This window comes from Streptomyces lavendulae subsp. lavendulae, from assembly GCF_002803845.1.
GTDB classification, from domain to species: Bacteria; Actinomycetota; Actinomycetes; order Streptomycetales; family Streptomycetaceae; genus Streptomyces; species Streptomyces lavendulae.
The window spans coordinates 8,673,267-8,691,711 of the sequence record NZ_CP024985.1; the positions used below are offsets into that span (position 1 = coordinate 8,673,267).

Annotated in this window: 19 protein-coding genes; 16 read left to right on the plus strand and 3 right to left on the minus strand. The window is 69.5% G+C overall.

The window, feature by feature from the left end; all coding sequences use genetic code 11:
* Positions 1-60: 60 nt before the first annotated feature.
* The 5 genes from SLAV_RS39330 to SLAV_RS39350 all read left to right on the plus strand — a co-directional run bounded on the left by SLAV_RS39330 (position 61) and on the right by SLAV_RS39350 (position 3,571).
* On the plus strand, positions 61-543 hold the full coding sequence (locus SLAV_RS39330) for a hypothetical protein (protein WP_158740918.1): 483 nt from the start codon (positions 61-63) through the stop codon (positions 541-543).
* 125 nt (positions 544-668) lie between these two features.
* Positions 669-1,307: a hypothetical protein gene (locus tag SLAV_RS39335; protein ID WP_030239791.1), complete on the plus strand. Its 639-nt coding sequence runs from the start codon at positions 669-671 to the stop codon at positions 1,305-1,307.
* A 91-nt stretch (positions 1,308-1,398) separates the two neighbouring features.
* Positions 1,399-1,968, plus strand: coding sequence for a hypothetical protein (locus tag SLAV_RS39340; protein WP_030239790.1), 570 nt, complete (start codon positions 1,399-1,401; stop codon positions 1,966-1,968).
* Between the two features lie 116 nt (positions 1,969-2,084).
* A complete protein-coding gene (locus tag SLAV_RS39345) occupies positions 2,085-2,561 on the plus strand; it encodes an NUDIX domain-containing protein (protein ID WP_051841421.1) in 477 nt (158 codons plus the stop codon).
* A 110-nt stretch (positions 2,562-2,671) separates the two neighbouring features.
* The gene (locus SLAV_RS39350; protein WP_030239786.1) at positions 2,672-3,571 is read left to right on the plus strand and encodes a TauD/TfdA family dioxygenase; all 900 of its coding nucleotides are present in this window, start codon (positions 2,672-2,674) and stop codon (positions 3,569-3,571) included.
* A 97-nt stretch (positions 3,572-3,668) separates the two neighbouring features.
* On the opposite strand, the gene SLAV_RS39355 is transcribed toward SLAV_RS39350, so the two are convergent.
* Complete coding sequence (locus tag SLAV_RS39355) at positions 3,669-4,442, minus strand: glycosyltransferase family 2 protein (protein ID WP_030239783.1); 774 nt, start codon at positions 4,440-4,442, stop codon at positions 3,669-3,671.
* 64 nt (positions 4,443-4,506) lie between these two features.
* On the opposite strand from SLAV_RS39355, the gene SLAV_RS39360 reads away from it, so the two are divergent.
* From SLAV_RS39360 to SLAV_RS43830, 4 genes are all read left to right on the plus strand, one after another.
* Positions 4,507-5,760 (plus strand): nucleotide sugar dehydrogenase, encoded by a 1,254-nt coding sequence (locus SLAV_RS39360; protein ID WP_030239781.1) that lies wholly within the window; start codon positions 4,507-4,509, stop codon positions 5,758-5,760.
* Positions 5,744-7,105, plus strand: a complete 1,362-nt coding sequence (locus tag SLAV_RS39365; protein WP_159038044.1) for a hypothetical protein — start codon at positions 5,744-5,746, stop codon at positions 7,103-7,105. Before SLAV_RS39360 ends, SLAV_RS39365 begins: the two co-directional genes overlap by 17 nt.
* An 84-nt stretch (positions 7,106-7,189) precedes the next feature.
* Positions 7,190-8,299 carry a glycosyltransferase family 4 protein gene (locus tag SLAV_RS39370; protein ID WP_030239776.1) on the plus strand — a complete coding sequence of 370 codons (1,110 nt, stop codon included), beginning with the start codon at positions 7,190-7,192 and terminating at the stop codon, positions 8,297-8,299.
* Positions 8,300-9,353: 1,054 nt separating this feature from the next.
* Entirely contained in the window at positions 9,354-9,716 is a 363-nt protein-coding gene (locus SLAV_RS43830; RefSeq protein ID WP_425276243.1) for a transposase, read from the plus strand.
* A gap of 16 nt (positions 9,717-9,732) precedes the next feature.
* On the opposite strand, the gene SLAV_RS39380 is transcribed toward SLAV_RS43830, so the two are convergent.
* Positions 9,733-10,161, minus strand: a complete 429-nt coding sequence (locus tag SLAV_RS39380) for a DUF4265 domain-containing protein (protein ID WP_158740915.1) — start codon at positions 10,159-10,161, stop codon at positions 9,733-9,735.
* Between the two features lie 1,133 nt (positions 10,162-11,294).
* On the opposite strand from SLAV_RS39380, the gene SLAV_RS39385 reads away from it, so the two are divergent.
* Positions 11,295-11,540 carry a hypothetical protein gene (locus tag SLAV_RS39385; RefSeq protein ID WP_030239770.1) on the plus strand — a complete coding sequence of 82 codons (246 nt, stop codon included), beginning with the start codon at positions 11,295-11,297 and terminating at the stop codon, positions 11,538-11,540.
* 225 nt (positions 11,541-11,765) lie between these two features.
* On the opposite strand, the gene SLAV_RS39390 is transcribed toward SLAV_RS39385, so the two are convergent.
* Entirely contained in the window at positions 11,766-12,413 is a 648-nt protein-coding gene (locus SLAV_RS39390; RefSeq protein ID WP_030239769.1) for a hypothetical protein, read from the minus strand.
* Positions 12,414-13,280: 867 nt separating this feature from the next.
* On the opposite strand from SLAV_RS39390, the gene SLAV_RS39395 reads away from it, so the two are divergent.
* The 6 genes from SLAV_RS39395 to SLAV_RS39420 all read left to right on the plus strand — a co-directional run bounded on the left by SLAV_RS39395 (position 13,281) and on the right by SLAV_RS39420 (position 18,096).
* Entirely contained in the window at positions 13,281-13,916 is a 636-nt protein-coding gene (locus tag SLAV_RS39395; RefSeq protein WP_051841418.1) for a hypothetical protein, read from the plus strand.
* Positions 13,917-14,596: 680 nt separating this feature from the next.
* Positions 14,597-14,992 carry a DUF3846 domain-containing protein gene (locus SLAV_RS39400; protein WP_030242260.1) on the plus strand — a complete coding sequence of 132 codons (396 nt, stop codon included), beginning with the start codon at positions 14,597-14,599 and terminating at the stop codon, positions 14,990-14,992.
* 123 nt (positions 14,993-15,115) lie between these two features.
* Positions 15,116-15,562 (plus strand): hypothetical protein, encoded by a 447-nt coding sequence (locus tag SLAV_RS39405; RefSeq protein ID WP_100660722.1) that lies wholly within the window; start codon positions 15,116-15,118, stop codon positions 15,560-15,562.
* A gap of 121 nt (positions 15,563-15,683) precedes the next feature.
* Positions 15,684-16,250: a hypothetical protein gene (locus tag SLAV_RS39410; RefSeq protein WP_051841596.1), complete on the plus strand. Its 567-nt coding sequence runs from the start codon at positions 15,684-15,686 to the stop codon at positions 16,248-16,250.
* Between the two features lie 71 nt (positions 16,251-16,321).
* Entirely contained in the window at positions 16,322-17,326 is a 1,005-nt protein-coding gene (locus tag SLAV_RS39415) for a DUF932 domain-containing protein (RefSeq protein ID WP_030242267.1), read from the plus strand.
* Between the two features lie 71 nt (positions 17,327-17,397).
* Positions 17,398-18,096 (plus strand): PP2C family protein-serine/threonine phosphatase, encoded by a 699-nt coding sequence (locus SLAV_RS39420; RefSeq protein WP_030242270.1) that lies wholly within the window; start codon positions 17,398-17,400, stop codon positions 18,094-18,096.
* The last annotated feature ends 349 nt before the right edge of the window (positions 18,097-18,445 follow it).

Below are 18,445 nucleotides of genomic sequence, written 5' to 3' on the forward strand. Positions count from 1 at the left end.
ATCCCGCCGGTTGCCCGACCGACTTCCTTACCCGCCTGTCCTGAGCTGGAGCCCGTGTTCGTGAAACTCCTCGAAGCGCCCGCCGTCACACTGCGGGCCGACCGCGCCCCCGATCACCCGGTGGTCATCACCGACGCCGTCGGTATCCGGTTCGAGGGCGGCCGCCGAAGCGATCAGGCCGACCTCGACCTCGGCGTGCTGTGGGAGCAGTGGTCCGGGCCCGCGACCGGCACCCCTTTCTACGGTGTGCTCGACCCGGAGGTACAGCGGGAGGCCGCCGACCGGCTGCTCTGCGCGTACTGCCACAGGCCCGCGGGCCGTACGCCGGAGGGCATGCTGTGGCTGCTCCAGACGGACACCGCCACCCACACGTGGCCGGCCAGCATACGGACGATCACACCACCGATCTGCCTCCCTCACGCCGAGCTCGCGCTGGAGCGCTGCGCGACCCTGCGCCGCGGGCACCTCGCGGTCCGTGCCCCGGAGGCCGAGCGGATCGGCGTCCTCGGCAGCGTCTACTCCCCGGACGGCTTGCCGGGGTGAGCCCGATGAGCTCGTCCTCTTCACCGACACCGCCCGGCTGTCGTTCGTCCTGGCCCGCTATCTCCTGCTCGAACTCCGCGGCGCCGCGGCCGACACCGCACTGCGCCCGCTCAGGAAGGACCACCATGATCACCGGTGAGCATAAGGACCTGTACTTCGACCTCGCTCAAGGGGTGTATCAGGCCGGGGGCGCGCAGGTCACTTGCCCTGAGAGTGGCCTGCCCTCCACGCTCTGGTACTCCATCGGCGGGCTCTTCTCCCGGATGGGGCCGACGGCTGTCCAGACGTGGCTGACCGACCAGGGAATCGCAGCCGTCGCCTCGACCAAGGGCCTGCACACCGTGGTCGAGTACGCCGACCCCGCGTCCGCACGGAAGATGGCCGACCTGCTGCGCGCCCTGAGTGCTCCGGGCCGGGAAGCCGCTACCCGGCTGGAGGAGGCTCTCGTGACGCGGGACGTGACCGCGACGGTGGACAGCATCGGCCTGGACACCGTCAGAGCGACGGTCGTCTCCATCGAAGGGGCGTCGGCGGCTGCTCTGGCGGCCGCACTGGATGCCCACCGGCTGGTAGGCGACGGCGCGGCCCTGGCCCAGCACACCGGGCAGCACCAGTTCGGAAAGGGGTTGCAGGCGGTGTTGTCCGTGACCGTGGGCTCCCAGGTGAAGGTGGAGACGGTCCCCGACTGCCGGCACGCGGAGAGCGAACTGGTTCTCAGCCTCACCGTGAAGCAGGCCGAGGCCCTGACCCGGAGGCTGACGTGAGCGCGCAGGTTCCTTCCGCGGGCGCGATCGTGGTCTGCCCGTCCGTCCGGCTGGTCCTGGACGCCCCCTCTGCGGCTGGGGAGGTGGCGTCGTGCTCGTGATGAGGCCCATCACCCCCAAGTACCTGCCGGACCTCAACCAGCTGATCCAGGTCCGGCAGGAGAACCAGCTCAAGCGCAGGCAGGCCATCGGCAGCGAGGGCTCAGCCCTCATCGACCTTGTCCGCCTGGAGCCCGACCCCGAGCTGCGGCCCGTCGGGATGTGGGACGACAACAACCTCGTCGCAGCGTTCGTGCTCCAGCGCGCGGAACAGGGGACCGGATGGAGCGAGTGGGGCCGCGGCGGGCCGAGCCTCCTGGTCTCGCACGCCTACACCCACCCGGGGGAGAGGGCGCGCTTCAAGATCATCACTCCGTGGCTCCGGGACTACGCCGCTCGGGCCGCCGACGGGCGGGCCTGGCCCCGCTGCACCGTCCGGGATCTCAAGCTCGCCGAGTACCTGGAGCAGCAGTGCGGCTGGCGCTGCGTGGGTTCGGTGGCACGCGGCTGGGAGCGGCCGCGCTATCTGTTGGAGGCCGTGCCCGAGTGCATCGAGATCGGGGCCCTCATCCGCAGTGAGGGTGAGCTCGCCGCGGTGACCGTTCCCGAGGGGGCGCAGTGAGGGCGCCGGCCCGGCGGCGGGCGCCGCCGAACAGGTGCCGCAACGGCCGGGGCCGCGCACTGCACGCTCCACACGCTCCCTGGATCACCTTCACCACTACAGAATGCGAGTGGCGGATGACAGACCTGCTGCCGACGGCTGAATGGCTGGCCAGTCTGCCTCAGGTGGTTGCCGTCGGCGCGATGCTCGTCACCGACGAAGACGGCCTCATGCTCCTCGTGAAGGCGAACTACGGATCGGCCACGTGGCAGTTCCCGGGGGGCATGCTCGACCTCGGGGAGTACCCGACGGTGTGTGCCGAGCGCGAGCTTGCGGAAGAGACGGGTCTGACCTGTCAGGCCGCCGGCCTGCTCGCAGTCATGTGGCACATCCCGAAGGAGTCGACCGGCGGCCGGGCAGTCGTTCAGTTCCTCTTTGACGGAGGCCGGGTCCCGGCCAGCACCTCGGTTCGCCTCCAGACCAGCGAGCTGTCTGAAGCCCGATGGGTTCGCATGGCCGAGGCCATGACGCTCCTCGACGCCAAGCGTGGTGCCTGGCTTGAGGCCGCCCTGGCCGCCCAGCGGGGCGAGTCCGTGCGCCTCGTGGCCCGCTGACTCTGAGCGCGGCGCCGTACTCCAGATGCCGCTGTCCCGACCGCTGTTGCCCGGACGAGCAGCAGCGAACGAACAACACTCCGAAAACCCCGAGAGACAGGAAGCTCCCCGTGTTCATCGACATCACGAGCGAACTCGAATCTGCTCTGATCGACCTCACCCTGCCGACGTGGAAGCTGGACGGGCCGGCCTTGGCGGCGTCCACCATGGAGGAGTACCGGACCGAGCTGGCCTCCTGCCCGCAGTTCGCGGAGACCGCCACGACTCTGCGCCGGGCACTGACGGCGAAGGACGGCGGATACGCTGTGCTGCGTCTGGGACGCCTGGCCAAGGCGCTGGGGGCCGACGACGACAGTTTCCTGCGGCTGGCGACGGGATTCGCGGCCGAGGTGGCCGTCCCCTTCTCGCCGTTCCCGCGGTGGCCCCTCTGGAAGGACATCGGGGTCAAGGTGGACAAGGACCCCGGGAAGTCCAGCGGCATCGGCTACAACGCCTTCCACATGGACCTGGTCAACGGGACCCTGCCCCCGGACTACACCACGCTGCTGTGTGTCCGCCCCGACCCGCTCGGCGGCGGCCCCAGCATCCTGTCCGACGCCCACGCGGCCGTGGCCCGGCTTTCGGAGGACCACCGCGCGCTGCTGGCCGAGTCGGGCTACCACTACGGGACCTTCTACGACCTGCACTCGGTCGGCGAGGAGTACAAGCCCTTCCCGATCCTGGACGGCGACCGGGGCGAGGGCTTCGTCCGCTTCACCGCCAAGATGCTGGAGAGGTCCGAACTCGGCCAGGAGCACGCCGACGCCGCTCGTGCGCTGGCCGAGGAGCTCGTACGGGGGCAGGTGTCCTTCATGCTCCAGGCCGGGGACTACCTCATCGTGAACCAGCGCCGCTTCTTGCACGGCCGTGAGGCTCTTCAGAGCGGCCAGGCGGACATCCCGGCCGAAGACCGCCGACTGCTGCTCCAGCTGTTCCTGCGCGCGGCATCCGGCACCGGTTCTGCCGCATAGCCCGCAGCTCGCGCCCCGGAGACCCGCCGGATTCCCGCCCCCAGCAGGGGCCCGCCTCCGATCACGCGGCGCTGCCACGGGGCGGGGCCCGGCCGGGCTAGATGCGGGAGTTGCGCAGCGACTGCCACACGGCGCCGGCCAGCGCCCGTGTCGCCCGCGGGACCGACAGGTGCTCGTGCTCGCGGTACAGCGACCAGTTGTACTGCACGAGCGAGAGCTTGTTGGAAGACAGGGACCCCGCCTGGTGGGCCCGGTACACCGCGAGCGGCTCGGCCAGGCCCCGGGCGTCGGCGCCGTCCCGCATGATTGACAGCCACAGAGCGTAGTCCTGGCGCTTGCGCATCTCAGGCATGAGCCTCGTGCCCAGGACACCACGGTCGTACATGGCCGTGAGAGCACCGATGTGGTCACGGACGAGCATCGCGTGGTAGTCCACGTGCTCGCGCGCACGGACCACGCGCCCGTTGGGGACCCAGTCAGTGCTCTCGCCGGCATAGTCGGCGTCCATCTTGAAGTACGAGGTGAACGTCAGCGGCGCGGTGGCCTGCGCGGCAAAGACGAGCTGCTTCTCGGTCTTCTCTGGCAGCCACATGTCGTCGCTGTCGAGGAAGGCTACGTAGTCCCCACGGGCCCGCTCGATCGCGAGGTTGCGGGCCCGGCCGGCACCGCCCTGTTCGGGTGCCCGCTCCGGCAGGACGCGCTCGTCCTGCCGGGCGAACTCGCGGAGCAGATCCATCGAGCCGTCGCAGGACTGGTCGTCGGTGACCAGCAGCTCCAGATCGCTGTGGGTCTGGGTGAGCACCGATCGGACGGCCGACCCCAGGGTCGCCGCCGAGTTGTAGACGGGCATCACGACAGACACCAGGGGCACAGCACTTCTCCTCGCCAGACCAGACCGACCCCCATTCAAGCACCACAACCGAGCAGGAGCCGCCATGCAGATCGTTGTCGCTGGTCAGGGCTACGTAGGCCTCCCCCTGGCCGTACGCGCCGCCCAGGCCGGCCACCACGTCGTCGGCTACGACGTCGACCCAGACCGCATCCGGCGTCTGACCGCCGGCGACTCCTACGTGGAGGACGTGCCCTCCTCGCTGCTGCGCGCCGTGCTGGACACGGGTGCCTACGCGGCGACTGCCGACGCGGCCGCCCTGGCCGGCTTCGACCTCGCGGTGATCACCGTGCCGACCCCGCTGCGCGACGGCGTGCCCGATCTGAGCCACATCGAGGCCTGCGCCCAGACCCTGGGCGAGCACCTGCGCCCCGGCGCGACCGTGGTCCTGGAGTCCACGACCTATCCCGGCACCACCGAGGAACTGCTGGTGCCGACCCTGGAGAAGGCCTCGGGCCTCAAAGGCGGATCGGACTTCAGCGTCGGATTCAGTCCCGAGCGGATCGCCCCCGGCAGCAAGAGATGGTCCTTCGAGGGGACGCCGAAAGTAGTGTCGGGTATCGACGCCACCTCACTCGAAGTGATCAAGGCGTTCTACGACACCACCTTCGACACCACGGTGCCGGTGTCCGCGCCCAGGATCGCCGAGCTGGCCAAGCTGATCGAGAACACCTTCCGGCTCGTCAACATCTCCATGATCAACGAACTGGCAACGCTGACCGAACGCCTCGGCGTCAACATCTGGGAAGCGATCGACGCCGCCGGCACCAAGCCCTTCGGCTTCACCCGGTTCACCCCGGGGCCCGGAGTCGGCGGGCACTGCCTGCCCGTCGACCCGCTGTTCCTCGCCTGGAAGATCCGCGAAGAGCTCGGCGTGCCCTTCCGGTTCGTGGAACTTGCAGCCGACGTGAACCGACGCATGCCCGACTACGTCGTCCAGCGCATCGTTGAGGCACTCGAAGCACGCGGCGTGGCCGTTGGAGGGGCTCGGGTTCTGCTGCTCGGCCTGACCTACAAGATCAACGCAACAGACCTCCGCAACTCGCCGTCGGCACGTGTCGCCGAACTCCTGACCAGCCTCGGCGCCGACGTCCGCGGCGCGGAGCCCAACATCCCAGATGGCGCCGACACCGGGGCGGTGCGCCGGGTGGACGCGACACCGGAGGAGGTTGCGGCCGCCGACACCGTAGTGCTGCTCATGGACCACGCACGCTTCGACCTCCCGATGATCCAGCAGCACGCGGCCTGGGTTCTCGACTGCCGCAACCGCATGGCCGGGGCGAATGTCGAAGTCCTCTAGCGCTGCCCTCCCCCTGACCCGCCCCGACCCCACCGAGGAGTTCCCCGTGCGCGACGAATGGGAACACGCCCACACGGACTACACCCTGCCCGCGCAGCGCCGCAGCCCGGCCTCGCTGACCGACAGCGAGGCCGACTGGCGCGACTACCTGGAACACTCGACCCCCAACGGCTGGCTGATCAGGAACAGCGCCATGACCGAAGCGCTCATCAGCGGCCAACCGCTGCACCTGCTGCACGTCACCCGGGGAATCGAAGCCATCCGCACCAGCGGGCAGGTGCACGTCTCCGCCGGATGTCTCGTCGGGGCGCTGTACTGCTCGCCCCTCACCCCTCAGGGTGAGCGCCTGCGCCCCCACAACCTCGGCGCCTACCTGATGCAGACGAAGCCGTCCACCACCCCCCTGGTCTTCGAAGTCACCGCGGATGCCCCGGTCCGCCCCAAGGGCATCGACTACCTGCATCTCGGCGCCATCCACCTGCGCACCTACCTGCGCTACCAGAACCTCCTCACCCCTGCTGAGACCGACCAGCTCGACCGTGCCGTCCTCGCCGGCCTGCGCGCCGCGGCCCCCTTCCTCGACGTCGCCCTGCGCAACGCCACCGGCCACGCCACCACACCGGCAGCCGAGTTCGTCGACGCTCTCGCCGACGCCGTCCCCCACGTGCCGGTCCTCGGCTACCTGTACTTCGAGGTCCTGTCCGAATACCTGATGCTCCACTCGGTCACGCCGGAGAGCAAGGCCTACGCCGCGGAGGGGGAGCTGAACAACTGGCTCTACAAGCGACTCGCCTTCGCTGCCGTGGACGGCATGGACCAGCTGTTCGACCTGGCCCGCTTCAATCCGCGCCACCACCGGCTCGTCCAGCTCTTCGAAGGCCTGGAAGCCGATCTCGCTCCGGGAGTTGCCGAGTACGTCCGGCGACGGCTGTCCCACCTGCTCGCCAGGACTGCACTCGACCCGTCCCAGGACGCGGCAGCCGTCACGTTCCAGGACGCTGAGCTCGATCGGCTCAGGAAAGCCGCACCTGGGCTGATCGGCCAGATGGTATTCCGCAGAATCCGATATATGACCCGCTACAGCCAGCTGTACCACTGTTTCGAGAAATCAAAAGCTCTTGAGGCATGGGAATACTGGAACGGCGAAGGAATCCCCACACCATTCAATGGACTCCTTCCCAAGGGAGAGATTGGAATCCACCCCGTCTACCCCCGATCAACGGTCAGAGTCTGGGTCGCAGAGCAAGACGGGCGGGGCTGCTTACATCCGGTCGAGGAGATCAAGGCAGTCGTCACGCCACACCTGGCGTCCTGGTGGGCACCTCCCCGCCAGGACGCGATTTAGGCACACGAATAGCTTTTGCCTCGATTTAACCATGAGGCGCGATCTTCAATTCCAACCAACGGATACCGCAGATCGGGGTTCCGCATGACCGAGAAATTCCTGAAAATCCTGACTGGGATCAACCGCCCCTCCGCACCGTCTTCGGGAAGCATGATCCTCGTCCGCGACCTTTACAGCGCGATGCCTGAGACCCGCACGACCTTCCTCGGCAGAGAACCGGTCGATCCGGCCTGGCAGGCTGCGTTCGGCGAGCTGACTGCCCTCTCCACGGTCAAACGCCCCCATGGCCCTCACTTCGACTCGTACGTGGACGAGCTGACGCGTGAGGTCGGTGCGCTCATCGAGAAGATCCAGCCGCACGCCATCCACGCCCAGTACGTCGGGTTCGCCCTGAGCCAGGCCTTCTCCCGCACCGCCGGCAACATCCCGATCATCGCCATTGCCCACGGCCCCGATGTGATGGTGGCCGAGCGCAGCGCGTGGGAGCGCGAAGGCATGTACGAAGTCGCTGCAGCCAGTGCCGCGATCGTCGCCCCGACGGCCGCCCTCGCGGACCGCATCGACCGCCTCACCGGACGCGAGTTCACCAACAGGCTCAGCGTCATCCCGTGGGGTATCCGTCTGAGCGAGGCTCGGGTGCGCGCTCACCCGCCGACCGAAGAAGGGCCCTTGGCCCTGGTGCACGCTGGCCGCCTCGACGAGAACAAGTCCACGGCCACGGCCGTCGAAGCCCTCGCCCTGACCGAGCAGCCGCACCACCTGACCGTAATCGGCCACGGAGTCCTGCGGGAGCACCTCGAACAGCAGGCCCTCGAACTCGGGGTACGAGATCGTGTCCGGTTCGAGCCATTCCTGCCACGCGCCGAGCTGTGGCGCCGCCTGCCACACTTCGACGCCTTCGTGGGAACGACCGCGGGCCTTGAGGCATTCGGACTTGTCCTGATCGAAGCCCAAGCCCACGGACTGCCAGTGGCCTACTCCGACGTTCCCGAGGTGAGGGAAGTCCTCGGCACCACCGGCGTTCCCTATACCCCGGGCGACCCGCGTTCGCTGGCCGTGGCCCTGGACGAGATGGGCCGGGACGCGCACCTACGTGAGGCACTGACCAGCGCGGCACTCAAGAACGCTCGCCGATATGACATCTCCACCACCGGCCGCCGGCTGCGCGAGCTGACGCTCCGCGTCGCCTTCTGAACGCCGTGACGCAAGCCGCCTGAGGGTGGGGCCGGGGGAGAAGCGGGGCGGGGGCCGGTGCCCAGCACGCGACGTTCGTTCATTGGCCCAGTGTCGCGGTGCCGTTGGCTGGTTCGCCGACCGGGCCGGGCATGGCCGCGGCCGCCACGACTGGACGGCGTTCCCCTCGTCCACGGCTCGGGAGGAGAGAGGCCGCCCGCCCCGGCCGGTCCCCGGACCCGGGCGACGTCGTGGTCATGGCGTGCCTGGCGGAGAACCTGCCCCGCTCGACCATCCTGTCGCCGGCCTCCCGCCCCGCCCGCCCGACGGTCGCGGCAACCCGGTACGGCCGTCCCTTCGGCGCTGGTACTGCCGGCGGGGAAGGGCTGAGGTAGGGCGGCTGCTACTCCTGGTCCGGCGCCTGGAGCGGGATCGTGCCGATATTCTGCGTGCGTGGTCGGCCATCGTGGCTTCGATGTGGGTCAGGTCGGGCGCGGCCTGCTGGACGATGCGCTGCAGCGCCAACTGCATCTCGACGCCCGCGCCCGCCGACTCCGACGCGCAGCTCCAGCGCGAACTGGGCCGGCTGCGCCGGCAACGGAACCTGTTCGTCCTGGCGCTCGGCGCCGTCCTCATGGTGGGGGTGCCCCCGCTGATACAGCTCCCGCTGCACGAACTGCCACGGACACAAATCATCGAGCGGACCCGCCAACGTCACTCTGACGTGCACAAACTCCTCGCGGCAGACTGGACGGTCAGCGCCATCGCACGCCGCCTCAACCTCGACCGCAAGACGGTCCGACGGTTCCGCGACACCGACCTCGACCAGCTGCTGGTCTCCGCCCACGAACGCCGTCCGGCAGGAGTGCTGGAGCCGTTCAAGCCGTACTTGAACACGCCCTTCACCGAGAGCCTTGGCCAGGTCAGCGGCAGTCGGCTGTTCCTGGAGATCCGCGAACGCGGCTACCGCGGCAGCCGCCAGGTCGTCCGCAAACACCTCGCGGGCCTCCGCGCCGGCAACGCCGAACCCGTCCGGGCCGACATCCCGAGTCCTCGCAAGATCACCGGCTGGATCATGCGACCTCAGGACACACTTCCGCCTGACCTCGCCCGCCGTTTGCTGGACGTGCGGATCGCCTGCCCGGACATCGCCCGGGCCTGTGACCTGGCCCGGGCCTTCGCTGAACTTCTCCGGAACCGGCGCGGCTTCCTGTTGACCGAGTGGATCCGCCAGGCCGAGCAGGACGCGCCAAAGCCGATCAGCGGATTCGCCGGCTTTCTGCGCGGCGACCTCGACGCTGTAACCGCCGGACTCACCTTGCACTGGAGCTCAGGCGTCATCGAAGGCCATGTCAACCGGGTCAAAACGCTCAAGAGGGTCATGTACGGGCGGGCATCCTTCACCCTCCTCAGAACCCGAGTCCTTACGAAGGCATGAGGGCGAAGCGCCAAGATCAGGGTTTCGCAGAAAACGGCATGGCGTCTGCCCATTCCCAGAAGGCGCGGCCCGCGGACACCTCGCGCTCCATGACTTCAAACAGCTTCGAAGGATTCGCAGGGGCCGGGATATCAACGGCGACGTGACGGTCACCGCTCCACTCGCTCAGCAAACCCGCGGCATCAATCTCGGCCTTGATCCGATCCGTCGTTGCCCCAAGCCACTCGGGGACCGAGTCGGGCATCAGGAGCATGCGCAGAACACGATGCGAGGAGAGTCCAACAACCTCGCTGACCTCGTCATCTTCCGACAGACGTACCTGGTCGCCAAGGGCAAGTCCGTACGTGCGGAAGGGGATGCAGGCGATGGAGTAGGTCCCGTCGGAGAGGCTCCAGCCACAGCTGTTCCATCTGCCCGTCCAACCCGAATGGGGCCAGGTCGGCATGGGCGATGTAGTTGCGCTGCCCCCGACCGACCGGATCGTCATGGACGATGAAAACTGTCATGTGGTACCTCCCAACGGCCCTTCGGCCCCATGATGCCGTGGCCGTCTCACACCACTGTCAGAGGGGTCCTCATGAGCAGCGGCAGCCGACTTTTCACGGAACTCCGGTCAGAGCCAGATTCAGATATCGCCATCAGTTGAGTACGGCGTCGAGGTCGAGCATCACCATGTCGACCATCCGGTGCTGCCCGCCGCTGTCTGACCGACGGGTCGGATGCTGGGTAGCCGGGCTGGCGCCCGGGCTCGGGGTGGGGGAGTCACCGGCGAGAAGACTGGTGGGTGAGCAGGAAGGTTGCCCACCGGCGGGAGGTTACTCGCCGTCCGTGGTGATGCCGCGGCCGAGGGCTCGCCGCCCCCGGCCGATGTGCTCGCAGTCGCTGCCCGCGGCGGAAGAAGGACCGGGCGCTTCGGGTCCCTCGGCGGCGAGCCGGACCCGGCGGGCGGCGCTCGGTCATCGTCCCAGTGTCGCCCCACCGCCGGCTGTTCGCTGACCGGGGTCTGCCCGGCGGCGGGCTGGCCGCCTGGCCCTGGGCGAGAACCGGCAGCCGGAGCCCGACGGCATCGCCGGTGCACCGGACCAGGCAGGGCTGGGAGCGCGGACCGGGCGCACAGGCTCGTTCCTGGCTCCGCTCGGGGCTTCGGAGCCTGATTGACCGACAGACCCCTGGTAGGCGATGGCGGGTTGGGGACCTGGCCCGGCCGACTGTGACTGATGTCACGACCTGCCTGGTGTCCTGAAAGAACCTTGGGGACGGGTATATCTAAGGGTGAGGGGCGCCGGTTGGCGCCCCTCTTTGCGTGCCCGGCCTCCCGCCTGGCGCGGCATTCATTCAGCCCGTTGAGCTGCCGCTTTACTGACGCACTCTCGTGAAGGGGGCGACACGGGCCGGTTGGGGCACAACTGCCGCCCCCGGCCGCCGTCGGAGAGACGCTCCGTCCGGCCGCCGTTGCACGCCCGACCCCGTCTCCCCACATCGTGCTGTCCCGCCGCCACCCCGAGACGCAAGGAGTGGGAATTCCCCACGCTCCACAACTCACCGAGGACCGGCCTCGGAACACCGAAAGGACGAATCATGACCACGACGACCACGACGCCCGCGATCACCACGACCCCCGACTCCGCCGCGCAGCTCCAGCAGGAACTGGGCCGGCTCCGGCGCCAGCGGAACCTGTTCGTCCTGGCGCTCGGCGCCGTCCTCATGCTCGGCGCGGCCGCGCTGGTGCGGTGGGCGCCGGGCTGGGCCGATCCCCTGCAGGTCGCCCTCGGGACGGGCGGCCTGTACGCGCCGGCCGCGGTGATGCTGCTCCGGCGCCGGTGAGTGCCGGTTCTGTAGTCACCGCTTCACTCCCCAGCCCTGGTCAGCGCGTTGTGTGGTGGGCCGGCCGCCGGAGAGGCGGCCGGCCCACCCCGCGGACCGCCCGGATGCCGGATACCGGGATGACCGGTGTGCCTCGCAGTGCCCTGCGGGCGTTGCGCGGCAGGATGGCCCCCACCGAGAGAGGTGAACGCCTCGGTGGCTGCCGGGCCGCGCTCGACCTGCTGTCTACCAGAGGCCCATACGGCGCGGGTCACGACGGTTGCGCCGGGATTGCCACGGCCGTTTGTCGAAGGCAGACCTGCGAACGTAGCCGGGGCGAAGCGTCTTGAGCCCGATGGTGCGCATCATTTGCCGTCGAATTCTCAGTCGTCGGACAAGCCCGCGTCGGGTGCGGTGCTCGCGAATGCGGTGCAACTCCCGGGTGGTCAGATCACGGAGCCACCGGCGTCCGTCGGCATCTCGGAAGATGACAGCGGCCGGCGCAGGCACCGCAGCGTCGCTGGAGTAGGGCACTTCGACGTTGGCCTCGTTGTGCCCGTCGCTGGTCTTCAGGACATCCGCTACGAGCAGCGGCCGGTCGCCCATGCGCTCGGGATAGGGCGCCCACGTCAGACACTCCACGTCGAACACGGGCCGGTCAGAGACGTTCTTGACCTGCACAATGATGACGAGATCTTCCCCATTCCGACCGGCAATGCGCGTCTCCTGCGGGGTGGGAGGGAACATCCAGCATGAGACGCGATTGGCGTCGGCCCGATGCTTGTCACCCCGGTCCCGCCCGATGATGTACGTGGTGGCCAGAAGGGCAGCGCTCGATCCAGCCGCGCTGACCCACGCAGGGAGAGTTCCCCAGTCCATCCCGCTGATGTTCATGCCCTGCAGCGTGCCTCCGCCTCGGCCGAGAGGTCCGCCAGTTGAGCAACTTCAGAGCCTCCGCCCTACAGTGCTCCTCCGCGACTAGCTGCGCCTAGCCTCTTCCACCACCACGGCTCCTCAGATCGGCGGTCGGCCCGTCCGTTGACCGCTTGGACCGCCCGGGCAGGCGGCCATGTCGCACATGGGGGGAATCATGGGGGGACAGTGGCGGGGGAAATATCGGGGGACGTTGGAGGGGGAGACAAGGGGGGAAGCGGTATCGGAGCGAGGCTGCGATGTGCGCTGGTCAGGTGCCCTTTGGTGAGTGGTGAGCAGCCGGACTTTCCCCTGGGACCGCTGGTGGTGGGGTGGAGAGATGGTGGGGAGGGCGGAGAAGGGGAGTTGGCGTGTGGGCTTGTTCCTGGATCAGGCGACAGTCGGGAGCAGAGGGGCGTCAAAGGGATGGCCAGGTGGATGCAGTTGGTGCCGCTGACGCAAGGGAGAGCTGGGCCGGCTGGAGTGGCGGTTCAAGCTGAGGGCGGGGTGGAGGTGCCCAGAACAGGCGGGGTCCGAGGGAGAGGTGGGAGGTGAGATGAAAGCGGCCGACGCCCACTTCCGCCGTTGGCGGGTGGCAAGGGCGCCGGCCTACCGAAGAACACACGCGAGAGAACCCGATGCATCATCGGGGCGAGCATAGCGTCAAAGGTGCTGGGTGCGCCTTACGGCGCTCCTTGAATGCGGTAGCATTTTCTGCCTGTGGAGCCGCCTGTCGGTCCCGCACACCGTGGTGCGCGCCGGCGCGCCCCGTCCTCTGGAGGAGCAGGTTCTATGATCCGCGCTGGACGAACCGCCGTGGGCCGCCGAGAGCTTGCCGATGCCCTCGGCATGACGTGGCCGACCTTCCGCCGGCTCAAGCCGCACGACGCACCGGAGTTCCCCGCACCGGTCAGCTCCGAGGGGGCTCATACGTTGCTGTGGGACCTGGAGCAGGTCGAGGCCTACCGCAGCGGCAAGCCGCAGCCGTTCCTCCCGGAGGCCGAGGACGACGGGGACCTGCTCGACCGCCGCGAAGCGGCCCTGGTGCTGAACGTGAAGCCGCGGAGCATCGACAGCTACAAGACCGATCCCGGCCTCGCCGACCACGTCGTCGTGGTGGCCGGCGTCGAGCACTGGCCCCGCAACGTGGTGCGCGCCTTCGGCGCCGCCCGGGGCACCATGTCGGCGCCCAACGGCCGGCCGACGGGATCGGGCGACATGGTCCCCCGGGACCTGCTTCCCGGGCGCATCGCCGGCCTCCTTGACGCCGACCCCGCGGTGACGGCTGCTCACGCCGTCGACGTCCTCGGCATCGCCACGGCCACCGCGCAGAAACACCTCCAGCGAGAGCGGGCGGCCCGCATCGCCGCACGGATGCGCACCGACGCGATCGGTGCCGAAGAGGCCGCGGACCGGCTGGGCTACCCTCCGGCACTCCGCCGGATCGCCGTGAAGGCCGCCCAGCAGCTCCACGAAAGCCACTGACACCTATCCCACCCGAGGGGGCCGGGCCGCCAGGCCAAGGCCCCCTCAAGGCGTTTCTCGGCCCGGTGGGGGGCGGGCGTTGCGGGTCCGGTGCCGGTGGGGTGGACGGCTCCGCTGCGCTGCGCCGTCCACCCCACCCCGTGGGGCTGGCGGGGCGGGTCCCGCGGAAGGCGTGCCGGACTCCGCTGCGCTGCGTCCGGACCGAGCGCTGCGCGCTCTCACGCCTCCCGCGGGACCCGCCCCGCCAGCCCCACGGGGGCCGCGTGCCGCACTCCGCTGCGCTCCGTCGCTCCGCTTCGCTGCGCAGAGCGCCCGGCCGGTTCCGCGTTGCTCCACCGGCCGTGCACTCTCTGGCGGCACGCGCTGCGGGGTGGGGAGGGGGGCGGGGAATGCGGGGGCACGCGCTGCGCGCGCAGTATGCCCCCGCATTCCCCGCCCCCCTCCCCACCCCTTGCCCTCCGCGCTGCGCGCTCCGGGGCTGGCCGGCACCGGACCCGCAATGCCCGCCCCCCACCGGGCCGTAACCCCATCTGACCTGGGGATACATCACTCTTTCGGGTCGGCTGGAGAGGCGGTTTCCACCCCCCGGTGAACCTTGATTGCGGTAGAGTTCTCTTGTCGGTGGGAGAAGCGGCAAGCCCACCAGCGCAAGAATCCCCATCCCGATCAAAGGGAGAACTATGCCCTCCACCAAAGCCGTTGAGCCCTTCGCTCTGGTGATCCAGACCGACGGATGGTTCGAACTCGCGGACTGGAGCCCGCCCACGACGGCGGCCGCCGCCCTCAGCTGCGACCTGGCCCACCCCGTCACCATCACCCGGAACATCACGCTGTGGGTCGACCAGGAAGCCCTGGTTCACAGCCTGCCGGTCAACGTTCCGGCCACGCGGATCCTGCGGACGCTGGGTGCCGCGCGCGCCCCCTACTTCGGCCCGGTCCTGTTCACCGGCCGTACCGACCACCTCGCGGCGTGCGGAGCCGACGGCCTGACCCAGAACCAGGCCCTCGCGCTCATCGAGCAGTACCTGACCCGGACCGCCATCACGATCCCCCAGCAGCGCCAGCGCACCCGCTAGAGCCTCTGAGAGGGGCGCCCGGCCGTCTTTGGCCGACCGCCCCGCCGTACGGGGCCGGGAGTGGCACCCGGCCCCGTACGGCGGACCGAAGAACCCGCAAGACACCCATGAAAGGGCACGTTCGTGACCGACTCTTCCATGCCCGCCCGCGACTTCGCGCGTCTGCTCGCCCGCCGCAGCATGAACATGGTGCGGGCCCTGGCACTGGCCGCCGGGGACGGCGTCCACCACCTCAGCGTTACCCAGCCGATCCCGGACGGCCGCATTGCCGAAGCCGACTGCCTCATCGTGGGTCCCGCCGTCCCGGAAGAGAGCGACGGGCCGGACGACCCGGTGGCGAAGGTGGCCTACCTGCTGGGCACAACCGCCTTCGGGGGCTCCGCCATGTTGATCGCGCAGACCCTGAACGAACAGGGAGAGGTGCGGTTCATGTCCTGGATGGTGCACGACCTGATCGCCTACCCCGCCACGGCGGACCAGAGCGTGATCGCGTACTGCATCAGCGCGGACCGAGACCTCACGGACCCGGTCTCGGGCGTGACGTTCGTGGATGCCCCCTCCCTGGCCTAGCTGGCGGCGGTCGGCCGCCGGTCAGACCCGGCGGCCGGCCGTTTGGGCCCACAGCCCGCCAAGCCACCGCACACCCCTACCAGCCGGGCGGCCATATCGGCCTGCCCACAGGAGTACCACCGTGATTCAGAACGACAGCAGCGGCTACCGGATCGGCGAGGCCGACCGAGACTGCCGGTGGGCGGTGCTCACCAGCGACGGTGAGCAGATCGGCCGGATCTTCCGTTGGCACGGAGCATGGTTCGCCCTGCCCGCCGGAGCGACCGACGCAACCCGCCAGGGAGACGGGGGAGACGGCAGCGAGTCCGCCGCCCGGTACCTGTTCGCCGAGTACCAGGCCGGGCGCATCACCCCCCAGCCGGAAACCCCCAGCCAGCCTCAGGCCAGGGACGACGCCGTACCCCTCCTGCACCCCGGCATGCGCGACAACGACCGCACCCGCAGCGCAGCCCGTACGGCGGTGGCGGGCCTCGACGCCTACAGGTGGGCGCCGCTCGCCGGATACCCCGGCTCTGACAATCCCTGGCCGGTCCGCTGCCAGCTGTGCGGCTGGGAGGGCAACCGCTACTGGTCGCACCTGCGCGGCCGCAACGGCAACCCGCCCTCCCCGTACCGGCACCCCGGGTGCATCGACGCGGACAAGGTCCGTGCCGTGATCCCCGCCTACACCCGTAGCCCGCAGAACTGACCGCAGCACTCCGGCGGCGGGGGAGTGGCACCCCCGCCGCGTCCGCAGAACACTGACAAGGAGAACCCTCCGTGGCACACGAAATCGAGCAGTTCAGCGACGGCACCGCCGCGTTCGTCAGCGCCCACCAGGACGCGTGGCACCGCCTGGGGACCGTCACCACCAGCGCCATGACCGCCCAGGAAGCCATGCAGCTTGCCGCCCTCGACAACTGGAACGTCCGTCTCGTTGGCCTGAACGCGACCGAGCCGACGCCCGACGGTCCGGCCCTGCTGGACATTCCCAACCACCGGGCGACCGTACGCACCCACCCCAAGACCGGGCACCCCGAAGCCCTCGGCGTCGTCGGCACCGACTACGTTCCGGTCCAGAACGAGGAACACGCCGAGTTCCTCAACTACCTCGTGGACGAGTCCGGAGCGCACTTCGAGACCGCCGGATCCCTCCGCAACGGCCGCACCGTCTTCCTGACGATGAAGCTCCCCCAGACGATGACCATCGGCCAGAGCGACACCGTCGAGCTGTACATCGCAGCCTTCAACAGCCACGACGGATCCAGTGCGTTCCGGATCGTGGTCACGCCCGTGCGGGTCGTCTGCGCGAACACCTTGCGAGCGGGCCTCAGCGCAGCGAAGAGCAAGTACACCGTCCGTCACACCTCCGGAGCCCGTAGCCGCATCGCGCAGGCCCGCCAGGCCCTGGGACTGACGTTCAAGTACGCCGAGGACTTCGAGAAGGCCGCCCAGCGCATGATCGAAGCGAAGATGACGACCCCGATGCTCCGAACGGTGGTCGAGCAGCTGTGGCCGGTCAGCAACGCCGACACCGACCGGAAGAAGACCAACCAGCGCACCCGCTGGAACACGATCCGCAACCTGTTCGAGCAGGCCGACACCCAGGCCGCCGTCAGGGGCACGGCGTGGGCGGGTTACAACGCGATCACCGAGTACGCCAACCACCTGGCTCCGGTACGCGGAACCATCCCCGACCTGAAGAGCGCCGCCCGCGCCGAGCGCGTCATCTCCGGCGCCGCCGATGACGTAATGGAACGCGCCTTCAGCCTCATGACCGTCTGACCGCCCGCCAGCACGAACAAAGGGGGGCGGGAGGGAACCCTTCCGCCCCCTCTACCCAGACCGGAGGCACCATGACGACCCACAGCACGGCCCAGCTCATCGGCGGACGCTCCCACCAGTGCGACGCCACCGCCACCTACACCCACGAGGGCCGCCGCGCCTACGTCCTCCTCGACGGGATCGGCAGCGACGAAGACGTTCAGAGCTGGACGCGAACCACCGCGCGGCGACTGGCCCGCGCCGCCGCCCGCAACGGGGCCCTGAAGGGCTTGCAGCAGATCCACGCCGCCCGCGCGGAAGAGGTCGCCGAACAGGGCCCGTACGGGCCGGACCTGCCCATGGCGGTTGCCGTCGTCGCCGTCACCGAGCCCGGCCAGCCGCTCCAGATCGCCTGGTGTGGCGACGCCCGCGCCTACCTCCTGCCAGCACCCACCAGCCCCGCCCGGCGCCTGACCACCGATCACAACATGCGCCAGGTGCTCATCGACATGGACCTGAAGCCGGGCCCTTACTCCCGCAACCGGGTCACGTCGTACCTCGGGGACACGGCCGTAACCGCCCCCCTGGGATCGGCCACCGCGACCGCCACCGGCAGGCTGATTCTGGCCAGTGACGGAGCCTACGAACCGCTTGAAGACGCGGACATCGAGATCAGCGACTACCTGACCGGACGACCCCAGAAGGCCGCCCGAACCTTGGTCGAAGCAGCCGTCACTCACGGCGGACAGCGAGCCGACAACGCCACCGCCCTTGTAGCCGACCTCGGTTGAGCACAGCCCGAGTGGGGCGGGATGCAGGGAGCGTGCATCCCGCCCCACCAGCGGGGCCCTTGCTGCTGGCCGCCCGCGAAGCGGGCTGGTCCTGGAGGCGAAGCCGGAAGGACCCCGGGCGGGGAAGCGGAGCGACCCCGCCCAACAGGGCGAAGCCCCGGACCCCGTGAAACGGGGTCACCAAGGCCCGCGAAGCGGGCCGTTCAGGGCGAAGCCCTGAACCAGTCCGGAGCGAAGCGCAGGACACCGGCCCGAAGGGCCGGCCGGGGCTCCGCGCAGCGGAGCCCGCCGAGCGCAGCGAGGCGGCTCCCTTCCCCAGCGCGCAGCGCTGGGGGTCCCGCTCCGCGGG